Raw genomic sequence first — 14,925 nt, 5'->3', positions numbered from 1 at the left:
GGTTCAAAATACAGCATTTAAAAGGAGCTTCGGATATGGAGAAAAAACAAATTAAAGAGCCGATTCGAAAAAAATGGATTTGGATCGCTTTATTGTTGATTGTGATCGGAAACGTCCCTTGGTATTTGCCGGTTGGCTCCTATGAACCCTTGATTTTCGGTGTTCCTTATTGGGCTTTGATCATTTTGGCGTTTTCGCTGATTTTATGCGGATTTTTAAGCTGGGTGACGCTGAAAGAATGGGATATTGTGGAAGATGAAGAAGAAGCGGAGAAGAGGGGGAGAGTAAATGAGTGATTTGGTGTTTGCAGGCCTAGATGGCGTATTGATTCTGTCAGCTTATGCAATCGTCATGCTATTGATCGGCTATTTCTCAGGCCGTGGAGACAAAACGCTCCATGACAGCTTGAGCAATTATTATCTGGCAGGGAAAAACTTAGGGATTGTGGCGCTGTTCTTCACGCTTTATGCCACTCAGTACAGCGGGAATACCATTATCGGCTATGCTCCGACCGCTTACCGCACCGGTTTTTCCTGGCTGCAGTCGATTTCCTTCATGACCATCATTATCGGGGTCTATTTGCTCTTTGCTCCCCGCATGTATGTCGTATCGAAGAAAATGAATTTCATTACACCGGCTGACTGGATTGCGCATCGCTTCAAATCAAAATCGGTGACGATCCTGGCTGTCGTACTCATGCTTTGGGGCCTTGGAAACTACCTGCTTGAACAGTTGGTGGCGATTGGCCATGCGGCATCAAGTTTGACGGGAGGAACGATTCCGTATCAAGTGGCAGTGATCGCATTTGTGCTGGTCATGTTGATCTACGAATGGTTGGGCGGAATGAAAGCGGTTGCCTTTACTGACGTTATGCAAGGCTTGGTTTTGATGGTCGGGATTGTCATTTTCCTGGTCGGGGCAGTCTATCTTGTGGGGGGCGATATCTCTTCTGCAACGCAGTACATCGCCACGAATGAACCCGCGAAACTTGGGGTTCCGGATATGATGACTTCGATAAACTGGTTCAGTATGCTGCTGTTGGTCGGGCTCGGGGCGGCGATTTATCCTCACGCCGTGCAGCGGATCTTCGCAGCAGACAGCGAACGCACATTGAAACGCTCGTTCTCGCGTATGGCATGGATGCCGCCGATTACGACAGGCTTGGTGTTTGTCATCGGGATTTTGGGCATCGCGCTCATTCCGAACTTGGATACAACCGGTTCTGAACAATTGGTCGGATTGATGGCGAATGAAATTGCCGGCATCAACGGATTCTTTTACTGGGTCATGATCATTTTCTTTGGGGCGATCGTAGCTGCGATTGTCTCCACGGCTGACTCTGTGTTATTGAGTTTCTCGTCCATCGTTTCCAATGACATCTATGGCCGCTTCATCAACCCAAAAGCTCCTGAGAAGAAAAAAGTGATGGTCGGGAAAGTGACCGGCGTCGTGGCGGTTGGCTTGCTATTGTGGATCGCTTGGAATCCGCCCGCAACGCTTTATGAGATTTTCGTGCTGAAATTTGAATTGCTCGTCCAGGTATTCCCGGCATTTGTCTTGGGACTTTACTGGAAGCGCATGGCGGCACAGCCTGTATTCTGGGGCATGTTGGCCGGAGCGATCATTGCAGGCGTATTGACATGGACTGGCTACAAGACAGTGTTTGGCATCCACGGCGGCGTCATTGGACTCGCTGCTAACTTCTTTATCGCTGTTGTCGGTTCGTACCTTGTACCGCTGACGGTCGAAAAAGAAGCGGAACTCAAAAAAATCGATTTGGCATAAACGCTTTTGCTTTATGCTGAACAAGAATGTGGCGATCAAATGGACAACTCTACACTTGTGAAACCATTCAAATCAATCAATCCCTGGCACATGCTCGGGTGGCTGCTTGTTGCCCAGGTGATGGTCGCATTCATCGGCCGGAGCCTGGCGCCGCTCGGAGTATTGATCGGGCAAGATCTGGCACTGACGAAGGCTCAGATCGGCATGCTGCCGGCTGCCTTGTTCCTCGGCCAATCCATTGCATCCATCCCCGCAGGATTTATCGTCGACCGCATCGGTTCCAAACGCTTATTGCTGTATTTGTCTTTCGGCCTCGGCGGTGCTTTTATGCTAATGGCTATCAGCAGTAATTACTTTTTCGTGCTGTTGATGGTGGCCATCGGTGGAGTGGGCTATGGCACAATGCATCCGACATCCAATAAAGGGATTTTGCACTGGTTCCAACAAAAGCGCGGAACGGCAATGGGCATCAAGCAAATGGGTGTTACATTGGGGTCGGCTCTTTCGGCCCTTTTGTTATTGCCGCTGGCAGCGGTTTGGGGTTGGCGCCTGGCATTACTGGCAGCATGCGGTTTATTGATGGTGACAGGCGTGCTTGCTTACCGCTTTTACCGGGATCCGCCCTCAGCGGAGCCTCATGAGCCAGAAAGGAAAATCAGCTGGTCCTATTTAAAGGAATCGATTGGGGCAATGTTCCGCCATAAACCGCTCGTTCTTCTCAGTATTGCCGCTATGGGCTTGAGCGGGAGCCAATTGATCTTGAATACGTATATCGTCTTATTTGCTTATGAACAGCTAGGGCTCAGCCTTTTGCTGGCCGGCATGCTGCTGGTCATTTCAGAAGTCAGCGGTTCCTTCGGCAGAGTGGCCTGGGGGATTATCAGCGATACTATTTTTAAAGGACAGCGTTTGATTGTGCTTGTTTATATTGCGGCACTCTCAATCGGTATCGCCTTGATTGTCACGCGGCTTCCTGCAGGGAGTTCGTTTTGGGCAATTGCTTCGGTTGTCGCAGTTTTCGGGTTTTGTATTTCAGGGTTCAACGGAATTTGGATGAATGCGGCTACGGAACTTGTACCGTTCAAGCAAGCCGGAATCGCAAGCGGCTTCACTTTGATGGTCGGCTCTTGGGGCGTAATCATCGGCCCTCCGCTATTCGGCTATATCGTCGATCTTTCAGGGAATTTCAATTATGGCTGGTTCTTTCTATCTTTCGTTTTACTTTTCGTTATTGTCCTGCTTTTATGGGCGAAACGATTAGCATATAAAGAAAGCGAGTCTCACAAGGGAGTGTAAAATGATGAATATTGATTTGCGCAGCATCGACACAAAACAAGCGTATAAATTGATGACAGGGTCGATCGTGCCCCGGCCAATCGCTTGGGTCTCTACTATAGATGAAGACGGCAACCGCAATTTAGCGCCTTTCAGCTTTTTTACAGTTGCCTCGCGAAACCCGGCTACATTATGCATTTCAGTCGGTCCCGGTGTCGGCGACAGGGAAGGAACGACCAAGGATACGTTGTCGAATATCCGAAGCACCAAGCAATTCGTCATCAATATCGTGAATTCTCCACTTGGCGACGAGATGCACATCAGCTCGGGTAATTTGCCTGTTGAAGTGGATGAGTTTGAAGCTGCAGGGCTAACACCGGTTGAGAGCATTAATGTGCAAGCGCCGCGAGTAGGTGAAGCACCGATTTCTTTTGAGTTGGAGCTGGATCAAATCATCGAACTTGGCAGCGATCATCTGATTTTGGGAAGAGTCGTTCAATACCATATCCAGGATGAATATTATCTTGGCAATTATAAAGTAGACCTTGAAAAGCTCAAGCCGCTGGGCAGGCTGGCAGGAAATTATTGTGAAGTCGATAATTTGTTCACTTTGCCCAGAGTAAAAGTGGAAGAAGGGATCAAATGATGGACGAAAGAGTGATCATGACCGATGTCACGGGCAGAGATGGATTTCAAATGGAAAAGGACTGGATCGATACCGAAGATAAAATCCGAGTCATTAACCAAATTATCGCAGCAGGGATTCCGCGCATCGAAGCGACTTCGTTTGTTTCACCGAAAGCCGTTCCGCAAATGCGCGATGCACGTGAAGTAATTGACGGAATCCAACGTGAAAACGTGGAAGTGATTGCACTCGTCCCCAATGTCAAAGGTGCTGAGCTGGCACTGGAAGCAGGCGTGGATGAAGTGAATTACGTGCTGTCCATCAGCGAGACGCACAACCAGAAAAATGTCAGGAAAACGGTCGGTGAATCGATCGAAGGGGTTAAAGACATCCAGAAGCTAATGGATTCTTCAAAGATTACGGTGAGTCTAGCCACAGCATTTGGATGCCCGTTCGAGGGGTTGTATGAAGTCGACAAAATCCTTGGCAATATCGAAACTTTGACAGCGGCCGGCCTCAGCCGATTCACCATTGCCGATACAACCGGCATGGCGAATCCGGTACAGATGACGGAATTTATCTCGACGATTAAGAAACAATATCCGCAACATTATTTCGGGCTGCATCTCCATAACACAAGGGGGATGGGCTTGGCGAATATCTATGCGGCATACCAGTCGGGGATGCGCCATTTCGATGCAGCTTTGGGCGGCATCGGGGGCTGCCCGTTTGCTCCTGGTGCGAGTGGCAATGTCTCTTTAGAAGACGTCGTTCACATGTTCGAGTTCATGGACGTGCCGGTTGAGGGCAAACTGCCGCAATTGCTTGATGCAGCACTCGATATGGAGAAATTGCTCGGCAGAACGCTCCCGGGGCAAGTCATGAAATCGGGACAAGCCGATAAAACGCATATTGCATAAGAAAATGGCAAGAGGCATGCAGCCTCTTGCCATTTTTTCTATAGAACGCGCAGGCATCATTTGTCTGCTAACCGCTTTTTCGTATGCACTGATACTTTTTCGTCGAGAACATAAGAATCGAGAAAGTCCAAGAACAGCTGGGCAGCTTGTGTATGGAAGCTTGCCCGGTGGGTGATGTAATGGAAACGGCTCTTGTTCGGGAAATCAGCCAGCGCAACGGCGCCGATCGACCCGGTTTTTGTTTCGCTTTTGACAGTGGACTCCGATAGATAGGAAATGCCGAGGCCGAGCGCCACCGATTCCTTAATCGTTTGGGAGCTGCCGAAGCTCATCACTTTCTTCGGCGCAATGCCAAGCTGTGCGAACAGCTTGTCGGTCACATCGCGCGTGCCGGAACCCGGTTCGCGGATGATCCAGGTTTCTGCTTCAAGCAAACGGCGGTCGACTTGGGAGTGGCGAATGATCGGATGGTTGGGGCGTGCAACGATGACCATTTCTTCTTCTGTGAACAGTTTCGTGTCGACATCACTGCCGCTCGCTTCTCCTTCGACAATAAAACCGATATCGAGCTCCTGCTTGTGGATTTGCTCGATAATAGTTTTCGAATTGTGAATGGTGATGTTCGGCGTGATGTTTGGATGGCGCTTGCTGAAGGCGTAGATGATGCCTGGCAAAAAGTATTCGCCGAATGTATAGGCTGCACCGATCGACAAGGGCATGGCCGTAGACGGTTCGAGTTCCGTAAGCGCCAGCTTTAATTGATCGTATTTCAAGAGAATTTCTTTGGACTGGGCGTACATCACTTGCCCAGCTTCCGTTAATTGGACATATTTATTACTGCGCTCGAACAGCCGGACGCCTACTTTATTTTCCAAGGATTTGATGCTTAAGGAAATGGCGGAAGGCGTCATATGTAATAGCTCGGCTGCGCGTGTGAAGCTTTTTTGTTCAGCGGTTGTGACGAAAATTTCCAGTTTGTGATCCATACATCCACCTCGATGAGTTTTTTTCATTATACTATTAAATATATTTAATTTTACTTATTTGAATAGCTCCCGTAAAATTTGAATAATATGAAAAGTTCATTCTGCTCAAGAAGATACCATAACTTGAGTAATACATATTAGGAGGAATCATAATGGATTATACGAATCACCCTTTCCCAGGGAAACGCCATACTGTCTTTGGCAAAAAAGGCATGGTCGCCACATCGCAGCCGCTTGCCGCACAGACGGGGCTTGAGATTTTGAAAAAAGGCGGCAACGCGATTGACGCCGCGATTGCGACCGCTGCGACCTTGACCGTCGTTGAACCGACTTCCAATGGCATCGGTGGCGATGCGTTCGCGCTCGTATGGGTCAAAGGCGAACTGCACGGGCTGAATGCTTCCGGGCCTTCCCCTCAAGAACTGACGATTGATGCGGTGAAAGCGAAAGGACATGACAAGATGCCGACGCACGGGTTGGTGCCGATTACGGTGCCAGGCGTCCCTTCTGCTTGGGCAGAGCTGTCGAAGCGTTTCGGCAAATTGTCGCTTGCCGAAACATTGGAGCCGGCAATCCGCTACGCGGAAGAAGGCTATCCATTAACGCCGATTCTCGGCAAGTACTGGAAAAAAGCGTATGAGACCTTCAAAAAGAATTTCACCACTAAGGAATTTGAAGCGTGGTTCGAAACTTTCGCACCGGACGGCCGTGCGCCGGAAATCGGCGAAATGTGGAAATCACCAGGACACGCCGACACGCTCCGTAAAATCGGCGAAAGCGATGCAAAAGCCTTTTACGAAGGGGAGCTGGCAGAGAAAATCGACAGCTTCATGACTGAACATGGTGGCTTCCTGAAAAAAGAAGATTTAGCCGCATACAAAGCTGAATGGGTCAAGCCAATCTCAACGAGCTATAAAGGGCACGAAGTATGGGAAATCCCGCCGAATGGCCAAGGCATGGTCGCGCAAATGGCGCTCAATATCTTTAAGCAGCTGGACGCACCCGTTTGGCAACAAGCCAACACGCTGCATCAGCAAATTGAATCGATGAAACTGGCTTATACAGATGGCCAGGCATTCATTACCGAACAAATGGATATGCCGGTGACGGCTGAACATTTATTATCAGACGATTATGCAGCGAGCCGTGCGAAAGAAATCGGCGCAGAAGCAATCGACCCGGTCGCGTACGAGCTGCCAAGAGGCGGTACGGTTTATCTCGCAGCGGCCGACGAAGAAGGCAATATGATTTCATATATTCAAAGCAATTATATGGGCTTCGGTTCAGGCATCGTCATTCCGGGAACAGGCATCGGCTTGCAAAACCGCGGCGCGGATTTCTCGCTCGATGACAGCCACCCGAATGCCTTGAAACCCGGCAAGCGGACATTCCATACGATCATTCCCGGATTTTTGACGAAAGCGGGAGAAGCGGTCGGGCCGTTCGGCGTCATGGGCGGCTATATGCAGCCACAGGGTCATTTCCAAGTGGTCGTAAATACGCTCGATTACCTGTTGAATCCGCAAGCGGCACTCGATATGCCGCGCTGGCAATGGATGGGCGGCAAAAAAGTCACTGTAGAAGCTGAGTTCCCGAACTATTTGGCACAGGAATTGCAGCGTAAGGGACATCAAGTGGAAGTGATGGCAGATCCGGGTAGCTTCGGACGCGGCCAGATCATCTGGCGCAATCCCGAAACAGGCGTGCTTGCAGGAGGCACGGAATCCCGGACGGACGGAGCGATTGCTGTTTGGTAAAAGAACAAGGCGTCAAATCGATCGATCTCACCATGGCCTTTTTTCGGGCGGGCATGCTCGGATTCGGCGGCGGCCCGGCAGTCATCCCGATCATGCAACGTGATGTCGTGGAGCGCTACGGCTGGATGACGGACGAGGAATACGGCGACACGATCGCCTTATCGAATACGATGCCAGGGCCTTTGGCGACCAAGCTTGCAGGCTATATCGGTTACCGTGTGGCGGGGCTTCGCGGCTGCTTGATTGCGCTCGCCGCTTCTGTTATACCGACCGTCGTCTTGATGATCCTGCTGCTCGGCATCCTGCAAAACTATAAAGACGTGCCGTGGGTTGCGAATATGTCGAATGCGGTCGTTCCGGTCGTAGCTGTCATGCTCGGTGTCCTGACCTGGAATTTCGTCCAGCAATCCGAGAAGGCGCTTGGCTGGAGTAAAGCTATTTTATTGATCGTTGTCTCCGTCATTTTGCTCGAAGTGATCGGCATCCATCCGGCATTTCTCATCGCCGCCCTCATTCTTTTGGTCCTCGTGCCATTCATTAAAAGGACGGTGAAGAGAACATGATTTACTGGCAGATTTTCCTGGCGTTTTTCATTCCCGGCATCGTCGGTTATGGCGGCGGGCCGGCATCGATCCCGCTTGTCGAAAAGGAAGTGGTCGACCGCTATGGCTGGATGGATACCCAGGAGTTCAGTGAAGTGCTGGCGCTCGGCAACTCCTTGCCCGGCCCAATCGCGACAAAAATGGCAGGTTATGTCGGCTATGCCGAAGGAGGGGTGCTCGGAGCGGTCGTCGGCCTGTTTGGCGCTGTTGCCCCTTCACTGATTTTGATGATTGCGCTGATGGCGATTCTCTTTAAATACAAAGATTCACGTGAAGTGAAAAACATATCCAAAGTCGTCAAGCCGGTCATCGCCGTATTAATCGGCGTCATGACGCTCGACTTCATCTTGACCTCAGAAGCGTCACTCGGCGGCATCCAGACCGCGATCTTGATGGTGGCAAGCTACCTGATGCTCGAGAAATGGAAACTGCATCCCGCATTGGTCATCGGGTTAGCGCTGCTTTACGGTGCTGTAACCGGAATTTTCATAGCTTAAAACAAGGCATCCTGACTTCAGGGTGCCTGTTCTGCGGTTGCGGACAAAATATGGTAAAATCACAGGAAAGTCATACCTTTCAAGGAGGCTAGCGATGGCTATCATCAAAGAATCGACAGATCGGACGAACGTGTCGGGCCAGCCCGAAGCGTTTATCCGCAACCATCAATATAATTTTATTAAAGAACAGGCCCTAGCGCTTGTGACGGCGCATGCCACAGCGAATGATACAGAAGTGTTGAGTGTTCTGCGCCATTTAAGCCATGAGAAAGTATTCGCTATGTTCCCGGCGTTAACGGAAGAGCAGAAGAATGTGTTGCGTCCGCTAACGATGGTGAAAGACACTGACGCTGCGGAAGAGTTTTTGTCGGGACTGCGCCCTTACTTGATTCCCTTTCCTACCGTCAATCTGGATAATTTGAAACGCTTGTTTCCAAAAGCGAAAAGGCTGAAAGGGCCGAATCTTGCAGCGATGGATTTCCACGCCTTGTCGTATTTGTCTTGGCAGGAAAACACCAACCGCTTTCTGGTGGCTGAACGCAACGGGCGCCTGCAAACCGTGAGCGGCCAGTTCGGCGCGAGCCGCAAGCAGGGCGTCTGTATGATTTGCCATAAACACAGTTCGGTCGGCTTATTCATGGCCAAGACCAAAGGCGCGAACATCGACAGCTACGTCAAGCACGGGCAGTACATCTGTGCAGATGAAACGTCGTGCAACGCCCGCATGACGACCGTTGACCGCCTTGAGAAATTTTTAGATCGGCTGGAACGGTAAATGGCAGAGGGCATGGATTGGGTATGGCTAATCGGATTGTCACTAGGGGCTGTTGGGGCGGTGTATTTATTGCTGAGCCAGCAAATCCAGGCAATGGAGGTGCGCATGAAGCATATGTCAAAACGCATTGAACAATTGGAAGCGGAAGTGACGTTGGAAGAACCTGCGATCAATGACGAGCTGCGGCGCTTGATCGCTGAAGGGCAGGAAATCCGCGCTATCAAAGCAGCGCGTGTCGCATTCGGCTATTCGCTCCTTGAAGCGAAACAATATATCGATGGATTAAAAGAGAATGATTGAAACTAACAGGCTTTCCTTTAGAAGGAAGGCCTGTTTTTCTATCTTTCGGCAGGGTTTTGGCCGGAAGAAACCGAAATAAAGGGAAAGGAAAGGGGGAGGTGTGATGCGCCTCGCGACAATCCAGTGGAACGGCACAGAAGAAGCGGCATTGGTCATGGAGGATGGCTTTTTGCCGCTGCGCAAACTCAACGAACATACGGCAGAGAATTGGCCGACTGATTTGTTTACGCTAATCCAAACAGGTGAACTCGAGCTCTTGAAAAGATGGCTGAGGGAAGAATTTGAACGCATGCCTGAAGGGGCGCTCGAAGCATCGCTCATGCCGTTTTCCGAAGGGGATTACGCGCCTTTATACCGCCATCCGCGAAAAATCTGGGGCATCGGGCTGAATTACGCCGAGCATGCGGCAGATTTGAAGGAAGTATCGCCCGACACCGAACCGGCGAGTTTCATGAAACCCGATACGACGATCATCGGGCAGGGAGAGGCAATCGAGCTGCCCAAGCAGTCTGACCGGGTGACGGCGGAAGCGGAACTCGGCATCATTATCGGGACGGAGTGCAAAAATGTCTTGAAAGAAGATGCGTTTGATGTAGTGGCGGGTTTCACGACAATTATCGATATGACCGCTGAAGACATTCTTGAGAAAAATCCGCGCTATTTGACGCGCGCGAAGAGCTTCGACACCTTCTTCAGTTTCGGGCCGGAACTCATGACGCCTGACGAAGTGGAGGCTGTGCTTGAACTAACGGTGGCGACCGTCAAGAACGGGGAAGTCCACCGGAAAAACAGCGTCTCGAATATGACGTTCCGGCCGCGGGATCTCATAGCGTTCCATTCGGAAGTGATGACGCTATTGCCTGGAGACATCATCTCGACCGGAACGCCGGGGGCAGTCGTCATCCGCGATGGCGATGTGGTCGAATGCCGCATCGATGGATTTAAGACTTTGCACAACCCGGTTGAAGATTTGAAATTGCCGAGCCGTGAATAAATAAAAGACGGACATCCCCGAATGGTGGGTGTCCGTCTTTTTCTATAATGCGGCCATGCCGCCATCCACGCGGTACTGGGCGCCTGAGATGAACGTGCTTTCATCGGAAGCGAGAAACAGCACCAGATTGGAAATATCTTCGGATTCGGCGTAGCGGCCGAGCGGAATCGTTTTCGACAAAGTTTTTTCGGTTGTACCGAGTCCTTCCTCGAGCGAGCGCATCATGCGTGAATTGACCGGCGACGGGTGGACCGAATTGACGCGGACTTGATGGCGCGCACTTTCGTAAGCTGCGGCTTTCGTCAAACCGACGACCGCGTGTTTCGATGTGATATATGGGCTGACGTTCGGTGAACCGCTAAGGCCCGACACCGACGACATATTAATGACACTCCCGGAGCCTTGCTTGTACATAATCGGCAGCACGTGCTTCATGCCGAGAAAGACGCCGCGCACATTGATGGCGATGACTTGATCGAAATCTTCCACCGTCTGCTCGGTGAGCGGAGCGACACGCCCTTCGATGCCTGCATTGTTGAAGAACACGTCGATCTTGCCGAACGCTTCGACCGCTTTGTCGACATAGTTTTTGACGTCTGCTTCTTTGGAAACATCGGCTTGGACAATTTCCACGCCGCTCCCCAGTTCTTGCTTCGTTTCTTGGAGCGTTTGTTCAGAAATATCGACGAGCACGATTTTTGCCCCTTCGTCCAAAAAACGTTTCGCCGTCACTTTGCCGATAGCGCCAGCGCCTCCGGTAATGACGGCCACTTTCCCTTCCAATCTTGCCATTCTGCCATTCCTCCCTTGAGTTGTTCTTTCCAGCTTTGCTCTTTAAGTTTACTGATTATCTCAAATTAGTTCAAAACATTCTGTCTTTTTAGGAATTCCTTTCTTTTGCCTCTTGCCGCTTTCTATCTTTTCCATTAAAATAAGAACAAACGTTCTATATAGGAGTGGCGTCATGAGAAAACAAACAGGAAAGCCCCGTTATATCGCCTGCATCGATATGCGCAGCTTCTACGCCAGCTGTTCAGCAGTCGAGCGCGGCCTTGATCCGATGGAAGCGTGCATCGCCATCGTCGGGAACCAGGAGCGAAAAGGCAGCGTCGTGCTCGCAGCCTCGCCGAAAATGAAAAAACGCTTCGGTGTCAAAACCGGCACACGGCTATTTGAAATTCCGGATCACCCGGATATCCTGCTCATTGAGCCGAGGATGCAGTTTTACTTGGAGATTTCGATGGCCATTACCGACCTGTTCGCCCAGTATGTCCCGAAAGAAGACATCCATGTCTACAGTGTGGATGAGAGTTTCATCGATTTGACGGGCATCATTCATGTGTATGGAACTCCGGAAAAAGCAGCCATCGACATGCAGGATTCGATCATGCGCCAGTTCGGCTTGCCGTCTGCAGTCGGCATCGGGCCGAATATGCTGCTGGCCAAGCTTGCACTCGACCTCGAAGGCAAGAAAAAAGGGCTCGCGCATTGGACGATGAAAGACGTGCCAAGAAAATTATGGCCAGTTTCCCCGCTCAGCAAAATGTGGGGCATCGGCAGCCGGATGGAGCGTAACCTCAATAATATGGGGATATTCACAGTCGGCGACTTGGCGAGGGCGGACGTCAAACGGCTAGAGGACCGCTTCGGGATCATGGGTCACCAACTGCACCAGCACGCGCGCGGCATCGATTATTCGGAGCTCGGGTCGTTGCTTATCGAAGGGCAGAAAAGCTTCGGGAAAGGCCAAATTCTTTACCGCGATTATGAAACGCGTGAAGATATCCTGACGATTGTGCTGGAAATGTGCGAAGACGTGGCGATGCGTACGCGGGAAGCGCGCATGGCCGGGCGCACGATCCATCTCGGCATGAGCTATAGCAAAACCTCATTCGGCGGTGGGTTCTCCCGCTCGCGTTCGATCGACGAAGCGACCAACGACACCTTGAAAATCTACGCCGTGTGCAAAGAACTGTTCCGGGAATTTTACACAGGCCAGCCCGTCCGGCAAATTTCGCTGTCCATCACCAATCTGGAAGACGAAACTTCAATGCAGCTAAGCTTGTTCGAAGCGGATAAATGGCAAAGGCGGCGCCTCGGCGCGGCGATGGATGCGATCAAGCGCAAGCACGGGCCGACCGCCATTTACCGGGGCGTTTCCGGTACAGACGCCGGCACGGCGATTGACCGCACGAAGCTGATCGGCGGGCATAAAAAATGAAGTGTTTGATATAAAGCAAGCCTTGCCAATATGGCAGGGCTTTTTATTCTGCTGAAAAAATACTTGCACAAATGATCAAAGCGCTTTAATATATAAAACGTAATCGTTACGATTTATTGATTGAAACAATAAGGGAGTTAGATCATATGGACAAGCGCATCCCCATTACTGTATTGAGCGGATACCTGGGCGCGGGCAAGACGACGCTATTGAATCATATCTTAACGAACCGCGAAGGCTTGAAAGTCGCAGTCATCGTCAACGACATGAGCGAAGTGAATATCGACAGCGCACTTGTCCAAAACGGCGGCTTTTCCCGCACAGAAGAAAAACTGGTCGAAATGCAAAATGGCTGTATTTGCTGCACATTGCGCGAAGACTTGATCGCGGAAGTCGAGAAGTTGGCGAGTGAGGGCGATGTCGATTATATTGTCATCGAATCGTCCGGCATTAGCGAGCCGGTTCCAGTCGCACAGACCTTCAGCTATATGGACGACGTGCTCGGGGTGGACCTGTCCGCCATGTGCCGGCTCGACACGATGGTGACAGTCGTCGACGGCCACGGCTTCTGGCGCGATTTCGCTTCCGGCGAAACTTTGCTCGACCGAAAAGAAGGGGCGACGGAATCCGATGAACGGGAAATTTCCGATTTGCTTATCGACCAGATCGAGTTTGCGGATGTGATCCTGTTGAATAAAACCGACCAACTCACAGACGACAAAGCGGACGAGCTGCATGGCGTTCTGCGGGCCTTAAATCCGTCTGCGAATATTCTGCGCACCGAACGTTCGCAAGTGCCACTCGGCGAAGTGCTCAACACAGGCCGGTTTGATTTGGACAAAGCGAGCCAAGGCGCCGGCTGGATCCAAGAGCTCAACGAAGAGCATGTGCCGGAAACGGAGGAATACGGGATCGCTTCATTCGTTTACCGCAGCGAAACCCCGTTTCACCCGGAGCGGTTGTTCCACTGGATCATGGACTGGCCGGTGGAAGTGGTCCGTGCCAAAGGATTTTTGCGCATCGCCACACGTGACGAGACGGCCATGTTATTATCGCAGGCAGGGCCTGCTGCGAGCCTTGAGACAGCAGGCGCGTGGGACGAGGCATACGGCGTGAAAATGACCGAGTTGGTGCTGATCGGCATCGAAATGGATCAACAAGATGTCATTCAATCATTGGATAACTGCTTGCTGACACAACAAGAAATGGCAGAAGACTGGAGCGGGTTTAACGATCCGCTGCCGCAAACAGCCATGACTCATTAAAAAGGAGGAACTAGCATGAGAGTGAACATTACACTGGCCTGCACAGAAACGGGCGACCGCAATTACTCGACGACCAAAAATAAGCGCAACAACCCGGAGCGCATCGAATTGAAAAAATATTGCCCGCGCTTGAAAAAAGTGACTTTGCACCGCGAAACCAAGTAATCTAGTAAAAATTATTGCATAATAGAGAGGAGCCTATCGATGGCCAAGAAATCAAAAGTAGCACGCGATAATAAACAACGTGAAATGGTGGCGCGCTATGCGGAACTTCGCAAAGAACTGAAAGCGCAAGGCGATCACGAAGCATTGGCGAAACTGCCGAAAGATTCGTCGCCGACCCGTTTGAAGAACCGTTGCGAAGTGACTGGACGCCCGCGCGGCTTCATGCGCAAATTCGGCATGTCCCGCATCGCATTCCGCGACCTTGCACATAAAGGGCAGATCCCCGGCGTCAAAAAATCAAGCTGGTAACACCATAAAGGAGGCGTGGGCAATGAATGACGGCATGATTGCCTATTTGCTGAAAAGCGAAGTGGCGAAACTGGGTGAGGAGCAGCGGCAATTATACCGCTTCATCATAGAACTGGAAGATGCGCTGGCTGAACAAGCGGATACCGTGGAGGAATTTCGCCGTTTGCTGGTGCTGCATTCGCCGTTCGAGCAGGCCGCTTACCGCTTTAACCGCTCGTTCAAAGAAGTTTCCGCCATGATGCAAAAAATTGAAGCAGAACTCGGCGATAAGATCGAAGCCCGCCAAGAACGCGCCAAATGGCTCGACTATACAGACCGTTTCGCTGGTGAAGCAGGACAGGAAGACAAGCAGGTTTTCCTGTTTATCAGCGAATGAACTTTATCTGAATACGTAAAAGCCGCCAGAAAATTTTCTGGCGGCTTTTTTTGTAGAGAAATTTTTGCCTTTT

At 50.9% G+C, this 14,925-nt stretch carries 18 protein-coding genes; 16 read left to right on the top strand and 2 right to left on the bottom strand.

Going from position 1 to position 14,925, the window contains the following annotated elements:
- The first annotated feature begins 35 nt into the window (after positions 1 to 35).
- From M1Q06_RS15885 to M1Q06_RS15865, 5 genes are read left to right on the top strand one after another with little or no spacing between them, the layout of a single operon-like run.
- Entirely contained in the window at positions 36 to 296 is a 261-nt protein-coding gene (locus M1Q06_RS15885; RefSeq protein WP_058382419.1) for a hypothetical protein, read from the top strand.
- Positions 289 to 1,785 carry a sodium:solute symporter family protein gene (locus tag M1Q06_RS15880; protein ID WP_058382420.1) on the top strand — a complete coding sequence of 499 codons (1,497 nt, stop codon included), beginning with the start codon at positions 289 to 291 and terminating at the stop codon, positions 1,783 to 1,785. Before M1Q06_RS15885 ends, M1Q06_RS15880 begins: the two co-directional genes overlap by 8 nt.
- 39 nt (positions 1,786 to 1,824) lie before the next feature.
- The gene (locus tag M1Q06_RS15875) at positions 1,825 to 3,081 is read left to right on the top strand and encodes an MFS transporter (RefSeq protein ID WP_434400643.1); all 1,257 of its coding nucleotides are present in this window, start codon (positions 1,825 to 1,827) and stop codon (positions 3,079 to 3,081) included.
- 1 nt (position 3,082) lies between these two features.
- On the top strand, positions 3,083 to 3,706 hold the full coding sequence (locus tag M1Q06_RS15870; protein ID WP_374703190.1) for a flavin reductase family protein: 624 nt from the start codon (positions 3,083 to 3,085) through the stop codon (positions 3,704 to 3,706).
- The gene (locus M1Q06_RS15865) at positions 3,703 to 4,605 is read left to right on the top strand and encodes a hydroxymethylglutaryl-CoA lyase (RefSeq protein WP_434400640.1); all 903 of its coding nucleotides are present in this window, start codon (positions 3,703 to 3,705) and stop codon (positions 4,603 to 4,605) included. Before M1Q06_RS15870 ends, M1Q06_RS15865 begins: the two co-directional genes overlap by 4 nt.
- 56 nt (positions 4,606 to 4,661) lie before the next feature.
- Here M1Q06_RS15865 and M1Q06_RS15860 read toward each other — a convergent pair whose 3' ends face one another.
- Positions 4,662 to 5,591: a LysR family transcriptional regulator gene (locus M1Q06_RS15860; protein ID WP_434400638.1), complete on the bottom strand. Its 930-nt coding sequence runs from the start codon at positions 5,589 to 5,591 to the stop codon at positions 4,662 to 4,664.
- Between the two features lie 152 nt (positions 5,592 to 5,743).
- Between M1Q06_RS15860 and M1Q06_RS15855 the strand changes: the two genes are divergently transcribed.
- The 6 genes from M1Q06_RS15855 to M1Q06_RS15830 all read left to right on the top strand — a co-directional run bounded on the left by M1Q06_RS15855 (position 5,744) and on the right by M1Q06_RS15830 (position 10,516).
- On the top strand, positions 5,744 to 7,348 hold the full coding sequence (locus tag M1Q06_RS15855; RefSeq protein WP_434400636.1) for a gamma-glutamyltransferase family protein: 1,605 nt from the start codon (positions 5,744 to 5,746) through the stop codon (positions 7,346 to 7,348).
- A gap of 32 nt (positions 7,349 to 7,380) precedes the next feature.
- Positions 7,381 to 7,911: a chromate transporter gene (locus tag M1Q06_RS15850; protein WP_434402904.1), complete on the top strand. Its 531-nt coding sequence runs from the start codon at positions 7,381 to 7,383 to the stop codon at positions 7,909 to 7,911.
- On the top strand, positions 7,908 to 8,447 hold the full coding sequence (locus M1Q06_RS15845) for a chromate transporter (protein WP_274844329.1): 540 nt from the start codon (positions 7,908 to 7,910) through the stop codon (positions 8,445 to 8,447). Before M1Q06_RS15850 ends, M1Q06_RS15845 begins: the two co-directional genes overlap by 4 nt.
- Before the next feature lie 94 nt (positions 8,448 to 8,541).
- Positions 8,542 to 9,222: a FusB/FusC family EF-G-binding protein gene (locus M1Q06_RS15840; RefSeq protein ID WP_434400634.1), complete on the top strand. Its 681-nt coding sequence runs from the start codon at positions 8,542 to 8,544 to the stop codon at positions 9,220 to 9,222.
- 12 nt (positions 9,223 to 9,234) lie between these two features.
- Positions 9,235 to 9,522 carry a hypothetical protein gene (locus M1Q06_RS15835; RefSeq protein ID WP_434400632.1) on the top strand — a complete coding sequence of 96 codons (288 nt, stop codon included), beginning with the start codon at positions 9,235 to 9,237 and terminating at the stop codon, positions 9,520 to 9,522.
- A 103-nt stretch (positions 9,523 to 9,625) separates the two neighbouring features.
- Positions 9,626 to 10,516, top strand: coding sequence for a fumarylacetoacetate hydrolase family protein (locus tag M1Q06_RS15830; protein ID WP_434400630.1), 891 nt, complete (start codon positions 9,626 to 9,628; stop codon positions 10,514 to 10,516).
- A gap of 42 nt (positions 10,517 to 10,558) precedes the next feature.
- Here M1Q06_RS15830 and M1Q06_RS15825 read toward each other — a convergent pair whose 3' ends face one another.
- Positions 10,559 to 11,308 carry an SDR family NAD(P)-dependent oxidoreductase gene (locus tag M1Q06_RS15825; protein ID WP_434400628.1) on the bottom strand — a complete coding sequence of 250 codons (750 nt, stop codon included), beginning with the start codon at positions 11,306 to 11,308 and terminating at the stop codon, positions 10,559 to 10,561.
- Between the two features lie 172 nt (positions 11,309 to 11,480).
- Here M1Q06_RS15825 and M1Q06_RS15820 point away from each other — a divergent pair, with 172 nt between their 5' ends.
- The 5 genes from M1Q06_RS15820 (at position 11,481) to M1Q06_RS15800 (ending at position 14,852) form a co-directional block, all read left to right on the top strand.
- Positions 11,481 to 12,737, top strand: coding sequence for a DinB/UmuC family translesion DNA polymerase (locus M1Q06_RS15820; RefSeq protein ID WP_434400626.1), 1,257 nt, complete (start codon positions 11,481 to 11,483; stop codon positions 12,735 to 12,737).
- Between the two features lie 146 nt (positions 12,738 to 12,883).
- A complete protein-coding gene (locus M1Q06_RS15815; protein ID WP_434400624.1) occupies positions 12,884 to 14,002 on the top strand; it encodes a GTP-binding protein in 1,119 nt (372 codons plus the stop codon).
- Positions 14,003 to 14,017: 15 nt separating this feature from the next.
- Complete coding sequence (gene rpmG, locus M1Q06_RS15810; RefSeq protein ID WP_058382433.1) at positions 14,018 to 14,167, top strand: 50S ribosomal protein L33; 150 nt, start codon at positions 14,018 to 14,020, stop codon at positions 14,165 to 14,167.
- Between the two features lie 39 nt (positions 14,168 to 14,206).
- A complete protein-coding gene (gene rpsN, locus M1Q06_RS15805; protein WP_434400621.1) occupies positions 14,207 to 14,476 on the top strand; it encodes a 30S ribosomal protein S14 in 270 nt (89 codons plus the stop codon).
- A gap of 22 nt (positions 14,477 to 14,498) precedes the next feature.
- Positions 14,499 to 14,852: a hypothetical protein gene (locus M1Q06_RS15800; protein WP_434400619.1), complete on the top strand. Its 354-nt coding sequence runs from the start codon at positions 14,499 to 14,501 to the stop codon at positions 14,850 to 14,852.
- Positions 14,853 to 14,925: the final 73 nt, after the last annotated feature.

Origin of the sequence: Planococcus sp. 11815 (assembly GCF_051096385.1) — a bacterium.
Taxonomy (GTDB): domain Bacteria; phylum Bacillota; class Bacilli; order Bacillales_A; family Planococcaceae; genus Planococcus; species Planococcus citreus.
This window is presented reverse-complemented; position numbering and strand designations above follow the sequence as displayed.